At 61.6% G+C, this 23,822-nt stretch carries 24 protein-coding genes; 21 read left to right on the forward strand and 3 right to left on the reverse strand.

What is annotated here, in order from left to right:
• Positions 1 to 65: 65 nt before the first annotated feature.
• Together I6L48_RS12480 and I6L48_RS12485 are read right to left on the reverse strand one after the other, a co-directional pair.
• Positions 66 to 938: a U32 family peptidase gene (locus I6L48_RS12480; RefSeq protein ID WP_113070122.1), complete on the reverse strand. Its 873-nt coding sequence runs from the start codon at positions 936 to 938 to the stop codon at positions 66 to 68.
• 12 nt (positions 939 to 950) lie between these two features.
• Positions 951 to 1,946, reverse strand: a complete 996-nt coding sequence (locus tag I6L48_RS12485) for a peptidase U32 family protein (protein ID WP_113070123.1) — start codon at positions 1,944 to 1,946, stop codon at positions 951 to 953.
• Positions 1,947 to 2,135: 189 nt separating this feature from the next.
• On the opposite strand from I6L48_RS12485, the gene I6L48_RS12490 reads away from it, so the two are divergent.
• The 21 genes from I6L48_RS12490 (at position 2,136) to I6L48_RS12590 (ending at position 21,861) form a co-directional block, all read left to right on the forward strand.
• A complete protein-coding gene (locus I6L48_RS12490; protein WP_042016672.1) occupies positions 2,136 to 2,648 on the forward strand; it encodes an SCP2 domain-containing protein in 513 nt (170 codons plus the stop codon).
• A 178-nt stretch (positions 2,649 to 2,826) separates the two neighbouring features.
• Positions 2,827 to 3,552 carry a tRNA (cytosine(32)/uridine(32)-2'-O)-methyltransferase TrmJ gene (trmJ, locus tag I6L48_RS12495; RefSeq protein ID WP_042880722.1) on the forward strand — a complete coding sequence of 242 codons (726 nt, stop codon included), beginning with the start codon at positions 2,827 to 2,829 and terminating at the stop codon, positions 3,550 to 3,552.
• 94 nt (positions 3,553 to 3,646) lie between these two features.
• On the forward strand, positions 3,647 to 4,150 hold the full coding sequence (gene iscR / locus I6L48_RS12500; RefSeq protein WP_025327241.1) for a Fe-S cluster assembly transcriptional regulator IscR: 504 nt from the start codon (positions 3,647 to 3,649) through the stop codon (positions 4,148 to 4,150).
• A 52-nt stretch (positions 4,151 to 4,202) separates the two neighbouring features.
• Positions 4,203 to 5,417 (forward strand): IscS subfamily cysteine desulfurase, encoded by a 1,215-nt coding sequence (locus I6L48_RS12505; protein ID WP_069785161.1) that lies wholly within the window; start codon positions 4,203 to 4,205, stop codon positions 5,415 to 5,417.
• A gap of 54 nt (positions 5,418 to 5,471) precedes the next feature.
• Positions 5,472 to 5,855, forward strand: coding sequence for a Fe-S cluster assembly scaffold IscU (gene iscU / locus I6L48_RS12510; RefSeq protein ID WP_010675059.1), 384 nt, complete (start codon positions 5,472 to 5,474; stop codon positions 5,853 to 5,855).
• Positions 5,856 to 5,870: 15 nt separating this feature from the next.
• Positions 5,871 to 6,194 carry an iron-sulfur cluster assembly protein IscA gene (iscA, locus tag I6L48_RS12515; RefSeq protein WP_010675058.1) on the forward strand — a complete coding sequence of 108 codons (324 nt, stop codon included), beginning with the start codon at positions 5,871 to 5,873 and terminating at the stop codon, positions 6,192 to 6,194.
• A gap of 190 nt (positions 6,195 to 6,384) precedes the next feature.
• Positions 6,385 to 6,903, forward strand: coding sequence for a co-chaperone HscB (hscB, locus tag I6L48_RS12520; RefSeq protein WP_010675057.1), 519 nt, complete (start codon positions 6,385 to 6,387; stop codon positions 6,901 to 6,903).
• A 28-nt stretch (positions 6,904 to 6,931) separates the two neighbouring features.
• Positions 6,932 to 8,779 carry a Fe-S protein assembly chaperone HscA gene (hscA, locus tag I6L48_RS12525; protein WP_113070124.1) on the forward strand — a complete coding sequence of 616 codons (1,848 nt, stop codon included), beginning with the start codon at positions 6,932 to 6,934 and terminating at the stop codon, positions 8,777 to 8,779.
• 1 nt (position 8,780) lies between these two features.
• Positions 8,781 to 9,119: an ISC system 2Fe-2S type ferredoxin gene (fdx, locus tag I6L48_RS12530; protein WP_005299781.1), complete on the forward strand. Its 339-nt coding sequence runs from the start codon at positions 8,781 to 8,783 to the stop codon at positions 9,117 to 9,119.
• A gap of 157 nt (positions 9,120 to 9,276) precedes the next feature.
• Positions 9,277 to 10,578, forward strand: coding sequence for an aminopeptidase PepB (gene pepB / locus I6L48_RS12535; RefSeq protein ID WP_113070125.1), 1,302 nt, complete (start codon positions 9,277 to 9,279; stop codon positions 10,576 to 10,578).
• The gene (pepB, locus tag I6L48_RS12540; RefSeq protein WP_041213015.1) at positions 10,575 to 11,858 is read left to right on the forward strand and encodes an aminopeptidase PepB; all 1,284 of its coding nucleotides are present in this window, start codon (positions 10,575 to 10,577) and stop codon (positions 11,856 to 11,858) included. The genes pepB (I6L48_RS12535) and pepB (I6L48_RS12540) overlap by 4 nt, the downstream gene beginning before the upstream one ends.
• A 277-nt stretch (positions 11,859 to 12,135) precedes the next feature.
• The gene (ndk, locus tag I6L48_RS12545; RefSeq protein ID WP_039038725.1) at positions 12,136 to 12,564 is read left to right on the forward strand and encodes a nucleoside-diphosphate kinase; all 429 of its coding nucleotides are present in this window, start codon (positions 12,136 to 12,138) and stop codon (positions 12,562 to 12,564) included.
• A 167-nt stretch (positions 12,565 to 12,731) separates the two neighbouring features.
• A complete protein-coding gene (locus I6L48_RS12550) occupies positions 12,732 to 13,835 on the forward strand; it encodes a bifunctional tRNA (adenosine(37)-C2)-methyltransferase TrmG/ribosomal RNA large subunit methyltransferase RlmN (RefSeq protein WP_010675052.1) in 1,104 nt (367 codons plus the stop codon).
• 11 nt (positions 13,836 to 13,846) lie between these two features.
• Positions 13,847 to 14,638, forward strand: coding sequence for a PilW family type IVa pilus biogenesis/stability lipoprotein TapF (gene tapF / locus I6L48_RS12555; RefSeq protein ID WP_080768047.1), 792 nt, complete (start codon positions 13,847 to 13,849; stop codon positions 14,636 to 14,638).
• Complete coding sequence (locus I6L48_RS12560; RefSeq protein WP_113070126.1) at positions 14,628 to 15,548, forward strand: RodZ domain-containing protein; 921 nt, start codon at positions 14,628 to 14,630, stop codon at positions 15,546 to 15,548. The genes tapF and I6L48_RS12560 overlap by 11 nt, the downstream gene beginning before the upstream one ends.
• Positions 15,549 to 15,558: 10 nt before the next feature.
• A complete protein-coding gene (ispG, locus tag I6L48_RS12565) occupies positions 15,559 to 16,689 on the forward strand; it encodes a flavodoxin-dependent (E)-4-hydroxy-3-methylbut-2-enyl-diphosphate synthase (RefSeq protein WP_010675049.1) in 1,131 nt (376 codons plus the stop codon).
• A 138-nt stretch (positions 16,690 to 16,827) separates the two neighbouring features.
• Complete coding sequence (hisS, locus tag I6L48_RS12570; protein ID WP_039038721.1) at positions 16,828 to 18,105, forward strand: histidine--tRNA ligase; 1,278 nt, start codon at positions 16,828 to 16,830, stop codon at positions 18,103 to 18,105.
• 3 nt (positions 18,106 to 18,108) lie between these two features.
• Positions 18,109 to 18,759 (forward strand): tetratricopeptide repeat protein, encoded by a 651-nt coding sequence (locus I6L48_RS12575; RefSeq protein ID WP_010675047.1) that lies wholly within the window; start codon positions 18,109 to 18,111, stop codon positions 18,757 to 18,759.
• Complete coding sequence (bamB, locus tag I6L48_RS12580) at positions 18,752 to 19,936, forward strand: outer membrane protein assembly factor BamB (RefSeq protein WP_039038719.1); 1,185 nt, start codon at positions 18,752 to 18,754, stop codon at positions 19,934 to 19,936. Before I6L48_RS12575 ends, bamB begins: the two co-directional genes overlap by 8 nt.
• Positions 19,937 to 20,010: 74 nt before the next feature.
• Complete coding sequence (der, locus tag I6L48_RS12585) at positions 20,011 to 21,507, forward strand: ribosome biogenesis GTPase Der (RefSeq protein WP_103242995.1); 1,497 nt, start codon at positions 20,011 to 20,013, stop codon at positions 21,505 to 21,507.
• A 123-nt stretch (positions 21,508 to 21,630) separates the two neighbouring features.
• Entirely contained in the window at positions 21,631 to 21,861 is a 231-nt protein-coding gene (locus I6L48_RS12590; RefSeq protein WP_039038718.1) for a zinc ribbon domain-containing protein, read from the forward strand.
• Between the two features lie 322 nt (positions 21,862 to 22,183).
• Here the strand turns inward: I6L48_RS12590 and mltF are convergent, their stop codons facing one another.
• Positions 22,184 to 23,677 carry a membrane-bound lytic murein transglycosylase MltF gene (gene mltF / locus I6L48_RS12595; protein ID WP_113070127.1) on the reverse strand — a complete coding sequence of 498 codons (1,494 nt, stop codon included), beginning with the start codon at positions 23,675 to 23,677 and terminating at the stop codon, positions 22,184 to 22,186.
• Between the last annotated feature and the right edge of the window lie 145 nt (positions 23,678 to 23,822).

Here is a 23,822-nt window from a genome sequence, read left to right on the forward strand (position 1 = left end):
TTGAACCCCATGAAAGAGGCCTCTTGACGAGGCCTTTTTGCTGTCTGGTGACACGGGGTGTGCCGCTACTCCACCAGGCTCATGCCGGGGATCTGGCGCCAGTAACCGTTGCAGTCCCGCTCCTGCTGCAGGGGCAGGGGGGCCATCCCCTGTTCGTTGGCCTTGAAGCGCTCCAGCATCGTCAGGGTCTCCATGCCTTCGGGCGAGAGGCGCACCACATCCACCAGGCCCTCCATCCCCTTGAGCTCGTTGCCCAGGTTGTAGCAGTAACCGGACTGGGTCTGGATGCCGTTGAGGTTGAACACCTTCTGCCCCTCGCGACTGCTGGCAAGTCGCCCGGTGGGGTAGTCGATGCAGGCCAGTTCGCAGTTGTCCTTGGGCCGGTCGAGGGATCGGGCGGTGAAGCAGCGTGCCGAGTAGGCGAGCGGCAGATGACCATAGGCGAACACCTCCACCTCGAACTGCTGGCGCTCCCTGCCCAGATCCTGATTGAGCTGCATCAGCCAGTCGCGGGAGAGCTCCACCGGCATCACCCAGCGCTGCATCCCCTGTTTAAGCAGCATGCGCAGCACGTCGGCGTTGTAGGCGTTGATGGCGGGGCCGCAGACGAACGGCAGCCCGGCTGCACTGGCGAGCTGGACCGCCCCCAGATCGTTGGCCTCGATCATCAGCTCGCCGTTGTCGATCAGTCGCTTGACCTCCTTGAGCTCGGAGGGAGCTGAGATCAGCGCCAGCGTGGAGAGTACCGCCTGCCTGCCGGAGCCCGCCACCTGACGGGCGAGGGCAATCCAGTCATCCACTTTCAGTTCGCGCCGCTTGCTGCAGACGGTTTCCCCCAGATAGATGATGTCGGCCTGGCTGGCGGCGGCCGCCTGATAGAAGGCCTGGGTGTCGGCCTTGGGCCAGTAGAAGAGCAGGGGGCCGAGAGAGAATTTCATGAGCAGTGCTCCTTATTGCCACTGGCGATGATAGGCACCGAGGGTGGTCTGGCTCCCCTCGGAGACGCGGGCGAGCTGGGCATCCCACTCGGCCTTGACCTGATAGGCCTCGGGGTTGGCCTGATAGGCGTCGATGGCGGCGCGCCAGACCCGGGTCACCTGCTCCACATAGGCGGGGCTGCGCTGGCGTCCCTCGATCTTGACCGACTGGATGCCGGTCTGGAACAGCTCGGGCAGAAGGCCGAGGGTGTTGAGGCTGGTGGGCTCCTCCAGCGCGTGATAGGTCTGGCCATCCACCTCGAAGCGCCCCTTGCACAGGGTCGGGTAGCCGGCATTTTCCCCCGGGCCGTAACGATCGATCAGCACCTCGTTGAGGCGGGATTCTAGGCCGCTCGGGGTCTCTTCCCAGCGCACGAACTTGGCCGGTGAACAGGCGCCGACGGTGTTGGGGCTCTCGCCGGTCATGTAGGAGGAGAGGTAGCAGCGCCCCTCCGCCATGATGCAGAGGCTGCCGAAGGCGAACACCTCGAGGCCGACGTCAGTCTCGCGGGTCAGCTGCCTGACCTGATGCATGGAGAGCACCCTCGGCAGCACCACCCGGCCGACGTTGAAGTGCTGCTGGTAGAAGCGGATGGCAGCGGCGTTGGTGGCGCTGGCCTGGACCGAGACATGCAGCTCTATGTCGGGATGGCGGCGGCTGGCATAATCGAGCACGGCGAGATCGGCGATGATCAGGGCATCGGCACCGAGCGCCACCCCTTTGTCCACGGCCTGCTTCCAACGGGCATCGGAGCCCGGGTGGGCAAAGGTATTGATGGCGATGTGCAGCTTGCGGCCATGCTGGTGGACATAGTCAACCGCTCTTTCCAGCTTGCTGTCGGTGAAGTTGAGCCCGGCGAAGTGGCGGGCATTGGTGTCATCCTTGAAGCCGATGTAGACCGCATCGGCCCCGTTATCCACGGCTGTCTTCAGTGCCGGCAGGCTGCCTGCCGGGCAGAGTAATTCCATCGGGTACGCTCCGAGAGGGCAAAAATGCAAAAGTGGCCCGATTGTATTCATGCTTGCCCTCCCGCTTTTTGACCTGAGGCAGCTTTAGGTGGCTTTATCCTTCTTGAGGTAAGTGGGCACAAGTTTGATTTTCAACAGGATCTTGCCGAAGGGGCTGTGCTTGAATGCGCAAAAAACTGGGAGTTTATCGTGTTTCAACATCTGCAACGTCGCCTGGTCGAACAGGCACCCCGTCTCTTGCGCCACCCCCTCAAGCTGGTGCCCTTCCCGCTGCAACAAAACCTGATGGAGGCCCTGCTGGGCAGGGTATTCCGGGAGGCCATCGAAGAGGGGGAATTTGCGTTTCTTGCGGGCAAGTGGCTGAAAGTGGAAGTCAGCGATCTGGGGCTATGCTGGTTTATCAGCGAGCAGGAGGGCAAATTGGTAGTGGCGAGGAAGTGTGAGCACGCCGATGTCTGTTTCAGCGGCAATAGCCAGGATCTTGTTCTGATCGCCGGGCGCCGTGAAGACCCGGATTCCCTCTTCTTCCAGCGCCGGCTGAAGATAGAGGGGGATACAGAGTTGGGCCTGGAGGTGAAAAATCTGATGGACAGCCTGGATCTGGACGGGCTGGGATTGATGAAATACCCCCTGATGGATCTGGCGACCTTTATCGAGCGTGCCCGCGAGACGCACGTGCCCACTGCCGCGACAATGAGCTGAGCCCGAGTGCTGCGAACAGGCGAACTTTAGCCGCAGTACCCCACTGTCAGCGTGACCACGCAGGGTGGGGAGGCGTCATCTGCCTGTTTGTGCAGAAATGCCTGGTTGGAAGCGGTGCCAAAATAGCGATTGGTTATGTTACAATTGCGCGCCATTTTTGACTGAAGATTGACTGGGCATGTTGGATCAGATTCGTATCGTGTTGGTAAACACCTCTCACACCGGCAACATGGGATCCGCGGCGCGGGCCATGAAGACCATGGGACTGACTCAACTGGTGCTGGTCGATCCCCAGGCCCAGCCGGATGAGGAGGCCGTCGCCCTGGCGGCGGGGGCCAGCGATATCCTGGCTCGCGCCCGAATCGTGCCGACCCTGGACGAGGCCATTGCCGACTGTGGTCTGGTCATCGGCACCAGTGCCCGTTCCCGCACCTTGAGCTGGCCCATGCTGGATCCCCGTGAAGCGGGCGAGAAGCTGGTTGCCGAGGGCATGGAGCACCCGGTCGCGCTGGTGTTTGGCCGTGAACGCACCGGCCTCACCAATGACGAACTGCAAAAATGCCACTTCCATGTGGCCATTCCCGCCAATCCAGAATACAGCTCCCTCAATCTGGCCATGGCAGTGCAGACCCTTTGTTACGAGGTGCGGATGCGCTGGCTGGAAGTACAGAACCAGGAGCCGGAGGATGAGCGGGTCGAGTACCCCAGCGCCCAGCAACTGGAAGGGTTTTATCAGCATCTGGAGCAGACGTTGCAAAAGACGGGATTCATTGCCGATGACCATCCAGGCCATGTGATGAGCAAACTGCGTCGTCTGTTCAATCGGGCCAGACCCGAAGCGGTGGAGTTGAACATCCTGCGGGGCATTCTCACCTCTGTCCAGAAGTCCAGGGCACAGGATTAATCCCGACTGATTTACTCAAGCATATACTTGACTGATTTAGTCGGGTATGTGACCATATGCCACATATTGATTGGTTCGCAAGACGGTAAGGCATATGAGACTGACCTCAAAAGGACGTTACGCGGTGACAGCCATGCTCGACGTGGCGTTGCATGCAGAGCAGGGGCCCGTGCCCCTGGCTGATATTTCAGAGCGCCAGGGCATCTCCTTGTCCTATCTGGAACAACTGTTTGCTCGTCTGCGCAAACATGGTCTGGTGAGCAGCGTACGTGGCCCCGGTGGCGGCTATCGCCTCGGTCTGGCCCCTGGCGAGATCTCGGTCGGTCAGGTGATCACCGCGGTCGATGAATCGGTCGATGCGACCAAGTGCCTCGGCAAAGGGGGCTGCCACGGTGGTACCCAGTGCCTGACCCACTCCTTGTGGCGGGATCTGAGCGAACGCATCTCCAGTTTCCTGGGGGATATCACCCTGGCCGAGCTGGTTGGTCAGGCCGATGTGCGCCGTATCGCCGGCAAGCAAGATGAACAAATGAAGACCGTGTTGTCCCTGGTTGATCGGGCCGAACGCGGTGATGTGAGCTTGAAAGTCCAACTATAAACGTGCTTTCCACGACGAGTCGCTGTGTGACCCCGTCGTAACGGAGAAAAAGATGAAACTGCCTATTTACCTTGATTATTCGGCAACCTGTCCGGTGGACCCGCGTGTCGCAGAAAAAATGATGCAGTGCCTCACCATGGACGGCCTGTTCGGCAACCCAGCCTCCCGTTCCCACCGTTTCGGCTGGCAGGCCGAAGAGGCGGTGGATCTGGCCCGTAATCAAGTGGCAGAGCTGATCGGCGCGGATCCGCGCGAGATCGTCTTTACCTCCGGTGCGACCGAGTCCAACAACCTGGCCATCAAGGGCATCGCCCATTTCTACGCCGGCAAGGGCAAGCACATCGTCACCTCCAAGACCGAGCACAAAGCCGTGCTGGATACTTGCCGCCAACTGGAGCGGGAAGGCTATGAGGTGACCTACCTCGAGCCTATGCCCAATGGCCTGTTCACCCTTGAGCAGATCGAAGGCGCCCTGCGTGATGACACCATCCTGGTCAGCATCATGCACGCCAACAACGAGATCGGGGTGGTGCAAGACATCGCTGCCATCGGCGAGCTGTGCCGTTCCCGCAAGATCCTGCTGCACGTGGACGCCGTCCAGAGCGTGGGCAAGATCCCGGTCGACGTGGAAACGCTCAAGGTTGATCTGCTCTCCATGTCCGCCCACAAGGTATACGGCCCGAAAGGCATTGGCGCCCTGTATGTGCGCCGCAAGCCCCGTGTTCGTCTGGAAGCCCAGATGCACGGCGGTGGTCACGAGCGCGGCATGCGCTCTGGTACCCTGGCAACCCACCAGATCGTCGGCATGGGGGAAGCCTTCCGCATCGCCAAGGAAGAGATGGCGAGCGAGAGCCAGCACATCATGGCCCTGCGCCAGCGTCTGTGGGATGGCATCAAGAACATCGAAGAAGTCTATATCAACGGGGATCTGGACCAGCGTGTACCGGGCAACCTGAACGTCAGCTTCGCCTATGTGGAAGGGGAATCCCTCATCATGGCACTGAAGGATCTGGCGGTCTCTTCCGGTTCTGCCTGTACTTCGGCCAGCCTGGAACCTTCCTACGTGCTGCGCGCCCTGGGTCTGAACGACGAGCTGGCACACAGCTCCATCCGTTTCAGCATCGGTCGCTTCACCACCGAAGAAGAGATCGACTACGCAATCAAGCTCATCTGCGACTCCATCGGTCGTCTGCGCGAGATGTCCCCCCTGTGGGAGATGTTCAAGGATGGCGTCGATCTGAACACGGTCGAATGGGCACATCACTGATCCTTGCCAGCATGGCAAGGATCTGGTGAACAACGGAATTAGCAGGAGTTAGATATGGCTTACAGTGAAAAAGTAATCGACCACTACGAGAATCCTCGCAACGTCGGTGGTTTTGACAAGAACGATCCCAGTGTCGCCACCGGCATGGTCGGTGCACCGGCCTGTGGTGACGTCATGAAGCTGCAACTGAAAATCAGCGACGATGGCATCATTGAAGATGCCAAGTTCAAGACCTACGGTTGTGGTTCCGCCATCGCCTCCAGCTCCCTGGTGACCGAGTGGGTCAAGGGCAAGACCCTGGACGAAGCGGCCGGTATCAAGAACACCGACATCGCCGAAGAGCTGGCGCTGCCGCCGGTGAAGATCCACTGCTCCATTCTGGCGGAGGACGCCATCAAGGCCGCCATCGCCGATTACAAGCAGAAGAAAGGTCTTTAAGGTCCGGAGAGCAGTATGGCCATAACCATGACAGATGCCGCAGCGGCGCGGGTTTCCTCCTTCATGATCAACCGGGGCAAGGGCATCGGCCTGCGCCTCGGCGTCAAGACGACCGGCTGTTCTGGCCTTGCCTATGTGCTCGAGTTCGTGGATGAGCTGGCTGCCGAGGATCAGGTGTTCGAGCAGAAAGGCGTCAAGATCATCGTGGATGCCAAGAGCCTGATCCACCTGGATGGCACCGAGCTGGACTTCGTGAAGGAAGGCCTCAACGAGGGCTTCCAGTTCAACAACCCGAATGCCAAGGGCGAATGTGGTTGTGGCGAAAGCTTCAGTGTGTAAGTGGTTCGATTGACCGATCGCCCATGTTTGCAACGCCTCGCAGCCCCAAGGGTGAGCCCTGTTGCGGCGAGTCTCTTGTGATCAACACCCTGCTCATCAACACAGTGGTGTGGACGCCAGTCCATGCCACTGCTTTCAAGTTCAAGACGAGTGTGGTTGCACTCCCAGCACTATTGTCTGAGGACGAAGGATGAATCATTTCGAGCTGTTCGGGCTGGCTGAGGGCTTCGAGCTCGATACTCGCCAACTGGCTGACACCTATCGTCAGCTGCAGACCCAGTTCCATCCCGATCGTTTTGCGACAGCCCCCGAGCGGGAGCAGCTTGCTGCCGTGCAGCGTGCTGCCCAGATCAACGATGCGTTTACCACCCTCAAGGCCCCCTTGCGCCGAGCCGAGTACCTGCTCTCCTTGCGGGGCACCGATATTCGCGGCGAGCAGCAGACACTGCAAGATCCTGCCTTTCTGATGCAACAGCTGGAGTGGCGAGAGCGGCTGGCTGATCTCAAGGGCGACGCCGACCCTGAGGGGGCCATCAAGGATTTTCGCCAGGAGATCAGGCATGATCACCAGGCGTTGATGCAACGGCTGACCGACTCTCTCACCAGGGGTGAGGATCTGCAGGCGGCGGATTGCGTTCGCAAGCTCAAATTTGTCGACAAGCTCCTCGAGGAGCTGGAACGATTCGAAGACTCGCTGTTCGAGTCTTGACCCTCTAACGCAGGAATTGTGATTACCCATGGCATTACTGCAAATTGCCGAGCCAGGCCAGAGCGCCGCGCCTCACCAGCATAAACGTGCCGTCGGCATCGATCTTGGCACCACCAACTCCCTGGTCGCCGCCGTGCGCAGCGGCCAGGCCGACACCCTCTGTGACGAGCAGGGGCGTGATCTGCTGCCTTCCGTGGTCCATTACCAGGCCGATACCATCCGGGTTGGCTTCGATGCCAAGCGTGAGGCGGCCCTCGATCCCCACAACACCATCGTCTCGGTCAAGCGGATGATGGGCAAGGCGCTGGCCGACATCGATACCTGCCAGCAGCCTTACGAGTTCGTAGCTACCGAGACGGGCATGCCTCAGTTGCGGACCCGCCAGGGGCTGGTCAATCCGGTGCAGGTCTCGGCCGAGATCCTGAAAAAACTGGCCGAGCGCGGTGCCGCGTCCCTCGGGGGAGACCTCGACGGCGTGGTCATCACGGTGCCCGCCTATTTTGACGATGCCCAGCGTCAGGGCACCAAGGACGCGGCCAGACTGGCCGGTCTGCATGTGCTGCGGTTGCTCAACGAACCCACGGCGGCCGCCATCGCCTATGGCCTCGACTCCGGCCAGGAAGGGGTGATCGCCGTCTATGACCTGGGTGGCGGAACCTTCGATATCTCCATCCTGCGCCTGCATCGCGGGGTGTTTGAGGTGATGGCCACCGGTGGCGACTCGGCACTCGGTGGTGACGATTTTGACCATCTGCTGGCGGACTGGCTCAAAGAGCAAGCCGGGTTGTCCGGTCAGCTCGATGCCCGTACCCAGCGCGAGTTGCTGGATGCGGCGGCCAGCATCAAGCACGGCCTCACCGATGCCGATGCCGTTACCTGCACCTTTGCCGGCTGGCAGGGTACCGTCACCCGCAGCCAGTTTGACGAGCTGATCCAGCCCCTGGTCAAGCGCACCCTGCAGGCCTGTCGGCGCGCCCTGCGCGATGCGGGTCTCGAGCAGGAAGAGGTTCTGGAAGTGGTGATGGTCGGTGGCTCGACCCGGGTGCCGCTGGTGCGCGAGCGGGTGGGTGAATTCTTCGGCCGCACGCCATTGACCAGCATCGACCCCGACAAGGTGGTGGCCATCGGTGCAGCCATCCAGGCCGACATCCTGGTGGGCAACAAGCCCGATGCCGAGATGCTGCTGCTGGACGTCATCCCGCTTTCCCTCGGTCTTGAGACCATGGGCGGCCTCGCCGAGAAGGTGATCCCGCGCAACACCACCATTCCGGTGGCCCGCGCCCAGGAGTTCACCACCTTCAAGGATGGCCAGACCGCGATGGCGATCCACGTGGTGCAGGGGGAGCGCGAGCTGGTGGCGGATTGCCGCTCCCTGGCCCGCTTCACCCTGACCGGCATTCCGCCCATGGCGGCTGGCGCCGCCCACATTCGCGTCACCTTCCAGGTGGACGCGGACGGTCTGCTGTCGGTCAGCGCCATGGAGAAATCCTCCGGCGTGCAGGCCGAGATCCAGGTCAAGCCATCTTACGGACTGGGTGAGGATGACATCCTCAACATGCTGAGCGCCTCTATCGCCAATGCCCAGCAGGACATGGACGCCCGCATGCTGGCTGAGCAGCAGGTCGAGGCCGACCGGGTGGTCGAGAGCCTCAACGCCGCCCTGGCCGCCGATGGCGAGGCTTTATTGAGCCCCGCCGAGCGGGCCGAGCTGGATGCCGCCATCGCCCATCTGCTGACCATGCGCAGCACGGGCACCACCAACCAGATCAAAGAGGCCATCGAGGCGGCGGACGCTGCCAGTGGCGAATTTGCAGCCCGCCGGATGGATGCCTCCATCCGCAAGGTGCTGACCGGACAAAACGTCAACAAGGTGTGATATGCCAAAACTGATTATTCTGCCCCATCCCGAGCTCTGTCCGGACGGCGCGGCCCTCGAAGGTGCGACCGGTGAAACCATTCTGGACATCGCGCTGCGCAATGGCATCGAGATCGAGCACGCCTGCGAGAAGTCCTGTGCTTGTACTACCTGCCACTGCGTGGTGCGGGAAGGGTTCGACTCCCTCGAGCCGAGCGACGAGCTGGAAGACGACATGCTGGACAAGGCGTGGGGGCTGGAGCCGGAATCCCGTCTCAGCTGCCAGGCCAGACTGGCGGACGAGGATCTGGTGGTGGAACTGCCCAAGTACACCCTGAATCTGGCGTCCGAGCGCCACTGATGACCCCTTAATTACACATGAGTGAATTGCGCGTGCAGCATCTCATGGTGCAGTAATGATATGGTGAAGGCCGTGACCCTTGAGGGAGCGGCCTTTTTTGTGCCCGTGATTTCCCTATTCGTTGATGAAAGTGCCAATAAAAAGGAAGCAAGAGAACATGGCTGACATGATGAACGTAAGGTTGTCGTCCCAGGCTGCCGCCGCCCAGTGGGGCGAGGGTGCCCTGCTCAGTTTCAACGGGGACGAGGCCCATCTCCATCTGGCCGCTGGCCAGGAGAAGGAGGCGCTGCGCGCCATCCAGCGCGCTGCCAGACGCCTCGAGTCGAGCGGCATCAAGCGCATCAAGCTGGTGGGCGAGGGGTGGAATGGGGAGCGTCGTTACGCCTTTGCCCAGGGCTTCTATGCCGCCAAGGGGGTTCGCGAGCTCGACTTCGGCGAGCAGAGCGACCAGGAGGCTACCGAGCTGGCGGCTTTGCTGAAAGCGACCCACTGGGTGCGCGAGGTGACCAACGGCTGCCCGGAAGCCATCTACCCCATGAGCCTGGCGGAGTCCGCTTTGCTGCTCATTCGCAGCCTCGGCGGTGACAAGGTGACCGCCCGCATCACCGCTGGCGAAGCCTTGCGTGAATCGGGTCATATCGGGATCTGGTCGGTGGGCCGTGGCAGCGAGCGCGAGCCGGTGCTGCTCGAGCTCGACTACAACCCGACCGGGGATGCCAACGCCCCCGTGGTCGCGGCGCTGGTGGGCAAGGGGATCACTTTCGATTCCGGCGGCTACTCCATGAAGTCCTCCGACAACATGCTGCCGATGAAGTCCGACATGGGCGGCGCCGCCATGGTAACCGGCGCCCTGGCGCTGGCCATCAGCCGTGGCCTGAACAAGCGGGTCAAGCTCATCCTCTGTTGCGCCGAGAACCTGGTCTCCGGCCACGCCTTCAAGCTCGGCGACATCCTCACTTATCGCAACGGCATCTCGGTCGAGATCCAGAATACCGACGCGGAAGGTCGCCTGGTGCTGGCAGACGGCCTGCTGGCTGCGAGCGAAAGCGGGGCTGCCTATATCCTCGACGCTGCCACCCTGACCGGCGCCGCCAAGACCGCGCTGGGCCGCGACTACAATGCCGTGTTTGCCCTCGATGAGGCGGAGCAAGTGCGCGCGCTGGCTGCCGCCAACGCCGAAAACGAGAAGGCCTGGCCGCTGCCGCTCGAACCTTGGCACGCAGGCCAGCTCACCTCGGCCTTTGCCGAGCTGGGCAATGTGGCGTCCGCAGAAGGTACTGCCGGCGCCACCACGGCAGCGGCTTTCCTGTCGCGCTTCGTCCGTGACGAAGGCAAGGGCTGGGTGCACCTGGACCTGGCCGCTTCCTATCAGAAGTCGGGCAATGAGCTCTGGGCGACCGGGGCCAAGGGCCATGGTCTTCGCACGATTGCCCGCTGGCTGCAGGAGGTGTGCGCATGAACGTCTGGTTGAGCCGAGAGTTTGCACCGGCCGAGTGGGGGGAGGGGGCACTGCTCTCCCACCGTGCCGACGGCATGGTGATCCATCTGGTGAGCGCCACTCCCTTGCTGGATATCCAGCAGGCGGCGCGACGCCTGTGCAGCCAGGGGATCCAGCAGGTGGTCCTGGCTGGCCACTGGGAGCGGGAGCAGCAGTGGGCCTTTGCCCAAGGGCTGCAGACGCCCAAGGCGGAAGTGGGGTTGCAGTGGGCCACTTCGTCCGAGGAGGACAGGGAGGAGCTGGAGGCGCGTTGGCTGTGCGGGCGCTGGGTGCGGGAGATGACCAACGCCACCCCGGAGCAGCTGGGGCCGCTGGAGCTGGCGGTCGAAGCCGCCGCCTTCCTCACCGAGCTGGCACCGGACCGGATCAGCCATCGCATCCTCAAGGGAGAGGCGCTGCAACAGGCGGGCTGGGTCGGTCTCTATCAAGTGGGTCGTGGCAGTGACCGCGAGCCCGTGATGCTGGAGCTGGATTTCAATCCGGGCAAGGATCCCAAGGCGCCGGTAGCGGCCGCCCTGGTGGGCAAGGGGATCACCTTCGATTCCGGCGGCTACTCCATGAAGACCTCCCAGGGCATGCTGACCATGAAACACGACATGGGCGGCGCCGCCATCGTCACCGGTGCGCTGGCGCTGGCTATTCTGCGTGGCCTCGACAAGCGGGTGAAGCTCATCCTCTGCTGCGCCGAGAACCTGGTATCCGGCCATGCCTACAAGCTGGGTGACATCCTCACCTACAAGAACGGCACCACGGTGGAGGTGGTCAACACCGACGCCGAAGGGCGTCTGATCCTGGCCGACGGCTTGCAACTGGCCGGCGAGTCTGGTGCGCCGCTCATCATCGACGCCGCCACCCTCACCGGGGCGGCCGTGATGGCGCTGGGGGGGCGTTACAACGCCCTGTTTGGCCTCGACAAGGGGCTGGTGAGCCGCGCCATGGCCTATTCGGATGCGGAGCAGGAGCCAGCATGGCCGCTGCCGCTGGAGCCCTGGCATCGCCAGCAGTGCCCGTCCCACTATGCCGACACCGCCAACAGCCGCCCCGTGCCGGGCGGCGGACCGGGGGGGGCCTCCAATGCGGCCGGCTTCCTCTCCCGCTTTGTCCCTGATGAGGGAAGAGGCTGGCTGCATGTCGATCTCGCCGCCTGCTTCAGCGAAAATGGCGACAGTCTGTGGGCGCCCGGGGCCAATACCCTGGGGATGCGCACCATCGCCCATACCCTGCTGGCGGAGACGCGCTGAGTCAGTGAGCGGCATCACAAGGGCACCTCAGGGTGCCCTTTCCAGTGCTGCTTTGCTGAGCAATTGATACGGTTTTGAGGCATTAGCATGCCGATCGTGCGCAAGCGCACATTTTTTCTCTCTGCCCTGGCACAAGATGAGTCACCATGTTGTTTCAAGGATTCTTTTGTTTAACAAAAAGTTGATTTTTTGTGTGTTATTTCGTTTTTTGTTTACGTATAATCGCCGCCGAACATGGATTCCTACAATAAAACTCTGTAGTTAAGGAAAGAACTCAATGGCTATCGAACGTACCTTCTCCATCGTCAAGCCGGATGCGGTCAGCAAAAACCTGATTGGTGCCATTTACAGCCGCTTCGAAAGCGCCGGTCTGAAAGTGGTTGCCGCCAAGATGCTGCACCTGACCAGCGAACAGGCCGCCGGTTTCTACGCCGAGCACCAGGGCAAGCCGTTTTATGATGCTCTGGTCGGTTTCATGACCTCTGGCCCCGTCATGGTACAGGTGCTGGAAGGTGAAGACGCCATCCGCCGTCACCGTGAAATCATGGGCGCCACCAACCCGAAAGAGGCTCTGGCAGGCACCCTGCGCGCCTGCTACGCCGAGAGCATCGATCGCAACGCCGTCCATGGCTCCGATGCCCCGGCCTCTGCCGCCCGTGAAATCGCCTACTTCTTTTCCGACGACGAGATCTGCCCGCGCGGCTGATGTTGTCTGCTGGTGACCAAGGGAGCTTCGGCTCCCTTTTGTTTTTTGGTCATCCTGCCAATATCCACTTATTCTCCAGGTGGAAAGCCAGACCCATTATTTGTACAATGCCGCCCCCTGACGTAGGTCAGCCGATAATTTATGAAGTGTGTGAGCTGAGGCCCCTGATGAGCGAAACAAAAACCAACCTGCTGGATCTCGACCGGGATGCCATGCGTGCCTTCTTCGTCGAGTTGGGCGAGAAGCCGTTCCGGGCAGACCAGATAATGAAGTGGATTTATCACTTCGGTTGTGATGATTTCGATCAGATGAGCAACGTCAACAAGGCGCTGCGCGAGCGGCTCAAGGCGATTGCCGAGATCCGAGCCCCCGAGATCAGCCGTGAACAGCGCTCCGCCGATGGCACCATCAAATGGGCGCTGCAGGTGGGCGATCAGGAGGTGGAGACTGTCTACATTCCGGAAGCGGACCGCGCGACCCTGTGCGTCTCCTCCCAGGTGGGCTGCGCCCTGGCGTGCACCTTCTGCTCCACCGCCCAGCAAGGATTCAACCGCAACCTGAAAGTCTCCGAGATCATCGGCCAGGTGTGGCGTGCCGCCAAAGTGGTGGGTGGCAAGCGCCCCATCACCAACGTGGTGATGATGGGCATGGGTGAGCCGCTGCTCAACCTCGCCAACGTGGTACCGGCCATGAAGCTGATGATGGATGACTTCGGCTTCAGCATCTCCAAGCGCCGGGTCACTCTCTCCACCTCCGGTGTGGTGCCGGCGCTGGACATGCTGGGGGACCAGATCGACGTGGCCCTGGCCATCTCCCTGCATGCGCCGAACGATGCGCTTCGCTCCGAGATCATGCCGATCAACGACAAGTACAACATCGAAGCCTTCCTTGCCGGGGTACGTCGCTATCTGGCCAAGTCCAACGCCAACGGCGGCCGGGTGACCGTGGAGTATGTGCTGCTCGATCACATCAACGACGACATGCAGCATGCCCATGAGCTGGCCAAGGTCCTCAAGGAAACCCCTTGCAAGATCAACCTGATCCCGTTCAACCCCTTCCCGGGCAACCCGTTTGGCAAGCCGAGCAACAGCCGTATCGACCGTTTCTCCAAGGTGCTGATGGAATACGGCCTGACCGTCATCGTCCGCAAGACCCGCGGTGACGACATCGACGCCGCCTGTGGGCAGCTGGTGGGGGAGGTGATCGACCGCACCAAGCGCACCATGAAAAATCGGATGCAACAGGATGGGATTTCCGTCAAAATGGTTTAACTCCTAAGCCATTGTATAGACAGGAAATGGATATCCGTACATTGATCGTAGTGGCAGCGCTCTGTGCGCTGCCAGGCTGTGTCACAGAGACCACTTACGCTGGCCAGAATTCGACCCAGCGTGAAGTGGGTCCCGACCTCAAGGCCGCCGCCCAGACTCGTCTCGATCTGGGTATCCAGTATCTGCGCCAGGGCAATGCCGAGCAGGCCAAATTCAACCTCGACCGCGCCCTTCAGTACGATCCCAACAATCCTCAGGTCTACATCGGTTTTGCCTATTTCTACCAGCAGGTGTCGGATTTCAAGGCCGCCGAGGCGAGCTACAAGAAAGCGCTGGCCATGGATCCGTCCAATGCTGACGCGATGAACAACTATGGCGCCTTCCTCTGCAACCGTGGCCGCTTCGACGAAGCGGAAAAGGCGTTCTTGCAAGCCGTCAGCCAGCCCGATTACGTGAAGATCGCCGATACCTACGAGAATGCGGCGCTCTGCTCGATGCAAAATCACAGAAATGACAAGGCCGGCGAGTATTATCGTCTGGCCTTGGGGTATAATCCCCGCAATCCTAGGTTATTGCTGGACATGGCCGAGCTTTCCATGAAAGATGGCAAGCTTCCTGATGTCCAGTCTTACCTCGCGCGCTTTGCCGATGTGGCAGAGGAGAACGAGGAGAGCCTCTGGCTCCGGCTGCGGCTGGCCCAGGCCATGGACAAACCGGCATTACTTCACCAATTCGGGACTGAGCTGGTAAGGCAATATCCCACTTCGCAACAAGCCAAGCGTTACTTAGCCAATGACTACTGAACAGCCACACGATTTCCAAGACGACTCCCAGGCAGTTGGCCCAGGCCAGCTGCTGCGCAATGCCCGTGAACAGCTCGGCTGGACCCGGGAACAGGTTGCGTCCCGCATTCACCTTCGTCTGACCCTGATCGCCGCCATCGAAGCGGATACCTATGACAAGAACACGTCCCATACCTTCATTCGTGGCTATCTGCGGGCCTATGCCAAGCTCGTGGGCATCCCCGAGGAGACCATCCTCGCCGCCTACGAGAAGCTGGGACTGACTCCCCCCGACAACATCGACATGCAGAGCTTCTCCCGTCGCTCCCGCCAGCAGGCCAATGACAGCCGGCTCAAGGTGGTGACCTGGCTTGTGATCCTGGTGCTGATCGGGCTCTCCGTCGCCTGGTGGTGGCAGAGCACGGCGCGCCGCTCCGCCGGTGACGACGCCCTGGCGGCGACCGAGATGGGCGCGACCGTCAATACGCCGGAAGCGAATGTTGCCCCCGCCGTGGAGGTCGCCGAGCCCGTGCTGCCCGCAGCGTCCGATGCCGTGTCCACTCAGGTTGTGGTGAGCGGTGCCACCGCGACCCTGCCTGTGGTCGCTACGGATGCCAGCGCAGCCGTCCCGACGGACGTTTCCGGTGCGGTCTCGACTGCCGAGAGCACGACCACCGAGCCCGCCAAGGCGCCCCAGCTCAAGATGAGCTTCACCGCCGATTGCTGGCTGGACGTCAAGGATGCCAACGGCAAGACCCTGTTCAGCGGTCTGAAGAAGGCGAACGACGAACTGGTACTGGAAGGACCCGAGCCACTTAGATTCATCATTGGCGCGCCCATGGCGGTCAATCTCGAATATCAGGGCAAGTCCTTCGACATGAGCCGTTACAACAACGGCCGGACTGCCCGCTTCTCACTGCCGCAGGAGTAATCAGTCCGCCATGTCTGTTCACGAAAAGCCCGCACACGAATCACCCATCGTTCGTCGCAAATCCAGACAGATCATGGTCGGCAACGTGCCGGTTGGGGGCGATGCCCCCATCACGGTACAGACCATGACCAACACCAAGACCACGGACGTGGCCGCTACCGTCGAGCAGATCCAGCGGATCGAGCGGGTCGGCGCCGACATCGTCCGGGTCTCCGTCCCCACCATGGAGGCGGCGGAAGCGTTCAAGCTCATCAAGCAGCAGACCCGCATCCCCATCGTGGCCGACATTCACTTCGACTACCGCATCGCCCTCAAAGTGGCCGAGTACGGGGCCGACTGCCTGCGCATCAACCCGGGCAACATCGGCAACGAAGAGCGGGTGCGTGCGGTGGTGGATTGCGCCCGTCACTACAACATCCCCATCCGCATCGGCGTCAACGGCGGTTCCCTTGAGCGTGATCTCCAGGAGAAATATGGCGAACCGACCCCGGAGGCGCTGCTGGAGTCCGCCATGCGCCACGTGGATTACCTGGATCGCCTCGACTTCCAGAACTTCAAGGTGAGCGTGAAGGCGTCTGATGTCTTCCTGGCAGTCGGTGCCTATCGCCTGCTGGCCAAGCAGATCGATCAACCCCTGCATCTGGGCATCACGGAAGCGGGCGGTTTTCGCGCCGGCGCGGTCAAGTCCGCCATCGGCCTTGGCATGTTGCTGAGCGAAGGGATTGGCGACACCCTGCGCATCTCCCTGGCCGCCGATCCGGTGGAAGAGGTGAAGGTGGGCTTCGACATCCTCAAATCCCTGCGCATCCGTTCCCGCGGCATCAACTTCATCGCCTGTCCCTCCTGCTCCCGTCAGGAGTTCGACGTCATCGGCACGGTCAACGCCCTGGAAGAGCGGCTCGAAGACATCATCACCCCGATGGATGTCTCCATCATCGGCTGTGTGGTGAACGGTCCGGGGGAGGCGCTGGTTTCCGATCTCGGCCTTGCGGGGGCCGCCAACAAGAGTGCCTTCTACGAGGGGGGCCAGCGGGTCGACCGGCTCGACAACAAGGATTTGATCCCGACCCTGGAGCGTCGCATCCGTGCCCGGGCCGCCATGCTGGATCCGGCCAACCAGATCCAGGTGGACAAAGGTTGAACGATGACGGGGCCACCTGGGGTGGCCCCGGCTTTAGGTTGTTGATTTTACATCCCGCATCCGGGCACCCGATTTTACCTCGGGGTCGAAAATCCCTATAATGCGGCCAAATTTTACCTCTTTTTCTCGAGTATCAACGTGGCAAAACAGATCCAAGCTATTCGCGGTATGAATGATTGCCTGCCGGAGCAGAGCCCGGTATGGCAGAAAGTAGAACAGATCCTGCGCCAGGTCGTTGCCAGCTATGGCTACAGCGAAGTGCGCATGCCCATCGTCGAGCAGACCCATCTGTTCAAGCGTGCCATCGGTGAAGTGACCGACGTGGTCGAAAAAGAGATGTACACCTTTGAAGACCGCAACGGCGACAGCCTGAGCCTGCGTCCGGAAGGGACCGCCAGTTGCGTGCGTGCCGGCATCGAGCACGGTCTGCTTTACAACCAGGAACGCCGGATGTGGTACATGGGCCCCATGTTCCGTCACGAGCGTCCCCAGAAAGGTCGCTATCGCCAGTTCCACCAGTTCGGGGTCGAGCTGTTCGGCATCAACGGGCCGGACATCGATGCCGAACTCATCATGCTGACTCACCGCCTGTGGCGCCTGTTCGGCATCAGCGATCACGTGACTCTGCAGCTCAATACCCTCGGCCAGAGCAGCGAACGTGCCGCCTATCGCGATGCCCTGGTCGCCTATCTGGAACAGTACAAGAGCGAGCTGGACGAAGAGAGCCAGCGCCGCATGTACAGCAACCCCCTGCGGGTGCTCGACTCCAAAGACGAGAAAGTACAGGCCATCCTGGCAGGTGCCCCCCGTTTGTTCGACCACCTGGGCGAAGAGAGCCTGGCTCACTTCGAAGGGCTCAAGCGCCTGCTCACGGCGGCCGGCATCCAGTTCGAGGTGAACGAGCGTCTGGTGCGCGGCCTCGACTACTACAACCTGACCGTGTTTGAGTGGGTGACCAACAGCCTGGGGGCCCAGGGCACCGTCTGTGCCGGTGGTCGCTACGACGGCCTGGTGGAGCAGCTCGGTGGCCAGCCGACCCCGGCGGTGGGTTTCGCCATGGGCATGGAGCGTCTGGTGCTGATGCTTGAAACCCTCGAGCTCAATGCTGACATCCGCCCGGCGGTGGATGTCTATCTCTGCATGGTGGGTGAGGGGACCGAGCAGGCTGGCTTTGCCCTGGCAGAGCGCCTGCGCGATGCCTTGCCGGACTTGCGCCTCATGAGCCACTGCGGCGGCGGCAACTTCAAGAAACAACTCAAGCGTGCCGACAAGAGCGGCGCGGCCATTGCCCTGATCCTTGGGGAGACCGAGGTGCAAAGCGGGGAGATCACCATCAAATATCTGCGTGGCCAGGCCGAGCAACAGACCGTCTCGGTCGATGCCGCCATCGCCCTGCTGGCAGCGAAAGGAGAGTAAGCTGTGGAAGTGTATACCACTGAAGAACAACAGGTTGAGGTCATCAAGAACTGGTGGAAAGAGAACGGCACCTCGGTGATCGCCGGGACCGTGATCGGTCTGGTCGGCCTCTTTGGCTGGCGCTACTACAACGAGATGCAGCAGAACAACCAGGAAGCCGCCTCCCAGGCTTACAACGAGATGACCGCCCAGCTCGCCAAGGGGGACGACGCCGCCCTGGAGCAGGCAAAGAGCTTCATTACCGCTCACAAGGGTGACGCCTATGCCGAGCTGGCCGCTCTGCAACTGGCTGCGGCCGCCGTCAAGGCGGGCAAGCTGGATCTGGCTGCCGAACAGCTGACCCAGGTGGCCGCCAGTGGCGACGACAGCATCAAGCCCATCGCCGCCCTGCGTCTGGCCCGGGTCCTGAGCGATCAGGGCAAGGCAGACGAGGCCCTGGCCCAGCTTGGCAAGATCAACAACGACGCCTTCAAGGCCCAGGTGGCGGAAGTGCGCGGCGATATCCTGCAAAAGCAGGGCAAGGCCGAAGAAGCGCGCGATGCCTATCAGGCGGCGGCGGATGCCGGCGGCCTGCAGAGCAGCGCCGAACTCAAGCTGAAAATGGATGATCTGGCGCTGCCAGCCGTCACTGCGGGCGAGGCTCCGGATGCGTAATCTGTACAAGCGAATGGCGCTGGGGGTGGCTGTCTCCTTCGCCTTGCAGGGGTGCTCCCTGTTCAGTTCGGAAGAAGATCTCAACCCCATGGCACCCCTGCCCAAGGTCGAGTCCGCGTTCACTGCCGATACCGCCTGGTCCTCCTCGGTCGGGGATGGCATCGGCAACTTCTACTCCCAGCTCAAGCCGGTGGTGGAAGAGGACCGCATCTATGCAGCGGCCCGTGATGGCGATGTGACCGCCTTCGAGCGCGAGAGCGGCAAGGAGCTGTGGAGCGTGGATCTGGCAGATCTGCCCATCAACGCCGACAAGCGCAGCGCCCGTCTCTCCGGCGGCCTGGTTTCCCGCTACGGCAAGCTGTTCCTCGGGTCCGAAAACGGGGTGGTCTATGCCCTGAACGAGGCCAACGGCGAAGTGCTGTGGCAGACCACGGTGCCGGGGGAAGTGGTGGCGAGCCCCGCCGTCGAGGATGGCCGCGTGGTGGTGCTGACCACCTCCGGTCGCCTGGTGGCGCTCGATACCGACGAGGGCAAGCTGCAGTGGACCCTGTCCGAAGAGCAGCCGCCCCTGACCCTGCGCAGTGCCGGCGCCCCCATCATCACCAACGGTGCCGTCATCTATGGCCGCGCCGATGGCAAGGTGGGCATCGCCCTGCTGAGCAACGGCCAGCCGGTGCGTCAATCCAAGGTGGCCGACCCGCGCGGCGCCACCGAACTGGATCGGATGGTGGACGTCGATGCCAGCCCGCTGATTGCCGGTGATGAGCTCTACGCCATCGCCTACAACGGCCAGTTGATGGCGCGCAAGCTGATGAGCGGCGACGAAGTGTGGAAGCGCAAGTATTCCGGTTATCGCGATATGGCGGTGACCGGCAATGCCATCGTGCTGACCGACAGCCGCAGCCATCTGTTTGCGGTCGATCGTCGCAACGGTCTCGAGCTGTGGTCCAACACCCAGCTGGAAAACCGCACCGTGACCGCCCCCGTCATCCTGGGTGACTATGTGGTGGTCGGCGATGTGGAAGGTTACCTGTATTGGCTGGACCGTACCGACGGGACCATCAAGGCCATGCAGCAGCTCGACAGCAGTGGTCTCTATGCCGCTCCGCTGGTGGAGGGTGACACCCTGTATGTGCAGAGCCGTGACGGCAAGTTGTACGCCCTCAAGCGTCCTTGATCGTCCGATAATGTGAATATCCGGCTCCTGGTCTTCGGACCCGGAGCCTTTGTCGTCTTGAGAATGAGGCTTTTATGACTCCTGTAGTTGCCCTGGTGGGCCGCCCCAACGTGGGGAAATCCACCCTGTTTAACCGCCTGACCCGTACCCGGGATGCCCTGGTTGCCGACTTCCCCGGCCTGACCCGGGACCGCAAATATGGCCAGGCGAAGCTGGGCGAGCTGGAATTTATCGTGGTCGATACCGGCGGTATCGATGGCACCGAGGAGGGGATCGAGCTGAAGATGGCCGAGCAGTCCCTGCTGGCCATCGAAGAGGCCGATGTGGTGCTCTTCATGGTGGATGCCCGTGCCGGTCTCACCGCGGCGGATCAGGCCATCGCCGAGCACCTGCGCAAGACCCACAAGAAGGTGTTTCTGGTGGCCAACAAGACCGACGGCATCGACGGTGACTCCGCGGTGTCCGAGTTCTACGGTCTGGCCCTGGGCGAGGTCTACCAGATGGCGGCCGCCCACGGCCGTGGCGTACTGAGCCTGCTGGAGCTGGCCCTGGCCCCTCACCTCGAGACCCTGGTCGGCTCTGCCACCCAGGCACAAGAGGAAGAGGAGCTGGAGGAGTTCGACGAAGAGGCCCTGCTGCGCATGGTGGCTGCCGGTGAGCTCGACACCCGGGAAGACACCAAGGAGACGCCGTTCGCCGACCTGCCCATCAAGTTCGCCATCGTCGGTCGTCCCAACGTCGGCAAGTCGACCCTGACCAACCGCATGCTGGGTGAAGATCGGGTCATCGTCTACGACATGCCGGGTACTACCCGCGACTCCGTCTACATCCCCATGGAGCGCGACGATCAGAAATACGTGGTCATCGACACCGCCGGCGTGCGTCGCCGTGGCAAGGTGCACGAGACGGTGGAGAAGTTCTCCGTCATCAAGACGCTCAAGGCGATTGAAGATGCCAACGTCTGCCTGCTGGTCATTGACGCCCGGGAGACCATCACGGATCAGGACTTGAGTATCCTCGGCTTCGTGCTCAACAGCGGCCGCTCCGTGGTACTGGTGGTCAACAAGTGGGACGGCCTGGATCAGAAGGTGAAAGAGGACGTCAAGAACGAGCTGGACAGACGTCTGGGCTTCATCGACTTCGCCCGGGTGCACTTCATCTCCGCCCTGCACGGCAGTGGCGTCGGTCACCTGTTCGAATCCATCAACGAGGCTTACGAGTCCGCGACTCGCCGCACCAGCACCGCCATGCTGACCCGCATCATGCAGATGGCCCAGGAAGATCACCAGCCGCCCATGGTGAACGGTCGCCGGGTCAAGCTGAAGTATGCCCACGCCGGTGGCTACAACCCGCCGCGCATCGTGATCCACGGCAACCAGCTGAACGATCTGCCGGACTCCTACAAGCGCTACCTCATCAACTACTTCCGCAAGTCGTTGAAGATCATGGGGACGCCGATCCGGGTGGAGTTCCAGGAGTCGGTCAACCCGTTCGAGGGCAAGAAGAACACCCTGACCCTGAGCCAGGAGCGCCAGCGCAAGCGCCTGCTCAAGGCCAAAGCGAAGAAATAAAGCCCTGCGGCTGCCCTTACCGGCAGCCGTTTTTCTTGGTAGCCCTCCTCAGGGCAGACAAATCGGGGGAGGGGTTGCGGGTCACGTCGGTGCACAGTGACCTAAAGAGGAGTCGAGAAGAGAATGAACACGCTGACCTGCCCTGCCTGTCAGGGCGAACTGGACAGCCGCAGCCGGGAGACGACGTGTGGCCAGTGTCAGGCCCGTTATCGCATCCGGGCCCTGTGTCCTGCCTGCGGGCAGGAGCTGGAGCGGCTTAGGGCTTGCGGCGCGGTGGATTATTTTTGCAACCACTGCAACACCCTGGTCTCCAAGCGCACCGTTCTGTTTGAAGCGCAGCCTGACAAGGCATAAAAAAACCCGGCTGATGCCGGGTTTATACTGTGTGCTCCGCTATCAGCAGCGTGAAGGAGCGGTTTCTGTGCCAGATCTTGCGTTTCATGTCGGCCAGCTTGAGCTTGCGTCTCGGGCTCCAGGCACATTTGGTTTTTCGGGCCAACATGGCTCTTCTGCGTGCTCGCATCCTGTTCTCCTCCCTGGTCTTGCGTGGGGCCGAAAGGGTCCTTGGCAGGAACTGCAACGCAATGAATACATTGCAATAAGTTCGCTCCAGCGCCCCTCGTATACCCAAGGATGGTAACAGAGAACAGGGCAGGAAAACACACCCCCGACGAGGCTAGGGGGTGATGATCTGTTTGACCACTTCGGCGATGATGGCCGGACGCTGCGCCGGCACGTCCGGCTCGCTGCTGTCGTCCTCGTCCAGCTCCTCCCGACGATGGGCCTTCTGCTGTTCGTTGTCGAGCCAGAGCAGGCTCTGGTAGTACTGACGCACGTTGTTGACATAGTTGCGCGCCTCGCCGCCACGGGCATAGCCATAGCGTACCTTGCGATGCCAGCGTGACTGCTGCAGCAGCGGCAACACCTCTTTCACGTCGCTCCAGGCGTCCGGGTTCTTGCCCAGCTCCTTGGTCAGGCGGCGGGCATCCATCATGTGGCCGTAGCCGATGTTGTAGGCGGTGAGGGCAAACCACACTTTCTCGTCCGCCGGGACCGAGTCGGGCACCTTCGCCATCATCTCCTGCAGGTAGCGGGCGCCCCCCTTGATGCTCTCTTCCGGGTGGGTGCGATCGTTTACCCCCATCGCCTTGGCGGTCGGACCGGTGAGCATCATCATGCCACGCACCCCGGTGTAGGAGCGAGCCTGGGGATCCCAGTGGGATTCCTGATAGCTGATGGCGGCCAGCAGCCGCCAGTCGATATCCTTGGCGTGGGTCTGGAACAGCGCCTGGTACTTGGGCAGCAGGCTCTTGGCCCGTTGCAGGAAGGTACGGGTGTCGACGAAGTCGAAGTTCTGCACGTGGCCGAAGTACTTCTCGTCGAGCTTGGCGATGGCGCCATCCATGAAGCGCTGACCGAAGAAGTCGATGATGCTGGCGTAGAGACTGTCGTCGGGCAACTTGGTCATGGCCCAGGCCACGGTCTGCTTGCTGGCGAGGGTCAAGCCTTCGGTGAGTTCGGGGTAGTAGCGCTGGGTACGGGCCAGTATGGTGTCCTGCACCACGGTGTAGTCCACCTTGCCGTCGGCGACCTGCTTGAGCAGTTCCTCCACGTCCGCATCCCGATTGGTGCTCCATTTCAGGTTGGGGTACTGCTTGGCCAGCTCCTTCATCAGGTCCTCGCCGGTGGAGCCCGCCGGCACCACTATGCTGCCCTTGATGTCACCAAGGTTCTTGGGCCTGGAGGAGCCGTTGCGATAGACCAGCTTGGGGGAGACCTGGTAGAAGCCAGGGCCGAAGCGGAACAGCTTGCGCCGCTCCGGGGTCACGACGATGGCGGCGGCGGCGAGATCCAGCTTGCCCTTTTGCAGTTGCTCGACCAGCTCGGCGGTGCTGTAGGCCGGTACTATGGTCAGCTTGACCCCCAGCCAGTCGGCGTAAAGCTGCGCCAGCTCGTAGTCGAACCCCAGTGCGGTGTCGTCACGCTGGTAATAGGAAGTGGGGCCGTAGAGGGTGCCAACCCGGATCTCGCCTCGCTGGCGGATCTGCTCCAGTTGGCTGGAGGGGTGGTAGAAGTCGCAACCGGCCAGGGCCAGCGTCAACATCATCCCGATGAACAGTCGAAAAATGCAGCGCAAGTAGGTGAGTACCCTTGTTGAAAAAATCGGCATTTGTCAAAAAAGAGGCACCTTTATACCAGAGAGTATGAAGGGAGTCACACCGCGCGAGATGAGAAAAACGTTTGTTCAGGATGGGCCTGATCCCTATAATACGCGCGTCTCAAATCCCCCCACACTCTAAAACTTGGTGAGAAAG

It is taken from the genome of Aeromonas sp. FDAARGOS 1418 (assembly GCF_019048585.1).
GTDB classification, from domain to species: domain Bacteria; phylum Pseudomonadota; class Gammaproteobacteria; order Enterobacterales; family Aeromonadaceae; genus Aeromonas; species Aeromonas caviae.

What these genes read in the sequence shown, in the direction of transcription:
- pepB (WP_113070125.1), top strand. Translation starts at nt 9,277, where the DNA reads ATGGCTGACATGATGAACGTAAGGTTGTCGTCCCAGGCTGCCGCCGCC.
- I6L48_RS12480 (WP_113070122.1), bottom strand. Translation starts at nt 938, where the DNA reads ATGAAATTCTCTCTCGGCCCCCTGCTCTTCTACTGGCCCAAGGCCGAC.
- iscR (WP_025327241.1), top strand. Translation starts at nt 3,647, where the DNA reads ATGAGACTGACCTCAAAAGGACGTTACGCGGTGACAGCCATGCTCGAC.
- hscA (WP_113070124.1), top strand. Translation starts at nt 6,932, where the DNA reads ATGGCATTACTGCAAATTGCCGAGCCAGGCCAGAGCGCCGCGCCTCAC.
- I6L48_RS12560 (WP_113070126.1), top strand. Translation starts at nt 14,628, where the DNA reads ATGACTACTGAACAGCCACACGATTTCCAAGACGACTCCCAGGCAGTT.
- pepB (WP_041213015.1), top strand. Translation starts at nt 10,575, where the DNA reads ATGAACGTCTGGTTGAGCCGAGAGTTTGCACCGGCCGAGTGGGGGGAG.
- trmJ (WP_042880722.1), top strand. Translation starts at nt 2,827, where the DNA reads ATGTTGGATCAGATTCGTATCGTGTTGGTAAACACCTCTCACACCGGC.
- I6L48_RS12550 (WP_010675052.1), top strand. Translation starts at nt 12,732, where the DNA reads ATGAGCGAAACAAAAACCAACCTGCTGGATCTCGACCGGGATGCCATG.
- ndk (WP_039038725.1), top strand. Translation starts at nt 12,136, where the DNA reads ATGGCTATCGAACGTACCTTCTCCATCGTCAAGCCGGATGCGGTCAGC.
- ispG (WP_010675049.1), top strand. Translation starts at nt 15,559, where the DNA reads ATGTCTGTTCACGAAAAGCCCGCACACGAATCACCCATCGTTCGTCGC.
- I6L48_RS12505 (WP_069785161.1), top strand. Translation starts at nt 4,203, where the DNA reads ATGAAACTGCCTATTTACCTTGATTATTCGGCAACCTGTCCGGTGGAC.
- mltF (WP_113070127.1), bottom strand. Translation starts at nt 23,677, where the DNA reads ATGCCGATTTTTTCAACAAGGGTACTCACCTACTTGCGCTGCATTTTT.
- fdx (WP_005299781.1), top strand. Translation starts at nt 8,781, where the DNA reads ATGCCAAAACTGATTATTCTGCCCCATCCCGAGCTCTGTCCGGACGGC.
- der (WP_103242995.1), top strand. Translation starts at nt 20,011, where the DNA reads ATGACTCCTGTAGTTGCCCTGGTGGGCCGCCCCAACGTGGGGAAATCC.
- iscA (WP_010675058.1), top strand. Translation starts at nt 5,871, where the DNA reads ATGGCCATAACCATGACAGATGCCGCAGCGGCGCGGGTTTCCTCCTTC.
- hscB (WP_010675057.1), top strand. Translation starts at nt 6,385, where the DNA reads ATGAATCATTTCGAGCTGTTCGGGCTGGCTGAGGGCTTCGAGCTCGAT.
- iscU (WP_010675059.1), top strand. Translation starts at nt 5,472, where the DNA reads ATGGCTTACAGTGAAAAAGTAATCGACCACTACGAGAATCCTCGCAAC.
- bamB (WP_039038719.1), top strand. Translation starts at nt 18,752, where the DNA reads ATGCGTAATCTGTACAAGCGAATGGCGCTGGGGGTGGCTGTCTCCTTC.
- I6L48_RS12485 (WP_113070123.1), bottom strand. Translation starts at nt 1,946, where the DNA reads ATGGAATTACTCTGCCCGGCAGGCAGCCTGCCGGCACTGAAGACAGCC.
- I6L48_RS12590 (WP_039038718.1), top strand. Translation starts at nt 21,631, where the DNA reads ATGAACACGCTGACCTGCCCTGCCTGTCAGGGCGAACTGGACAGCCGC.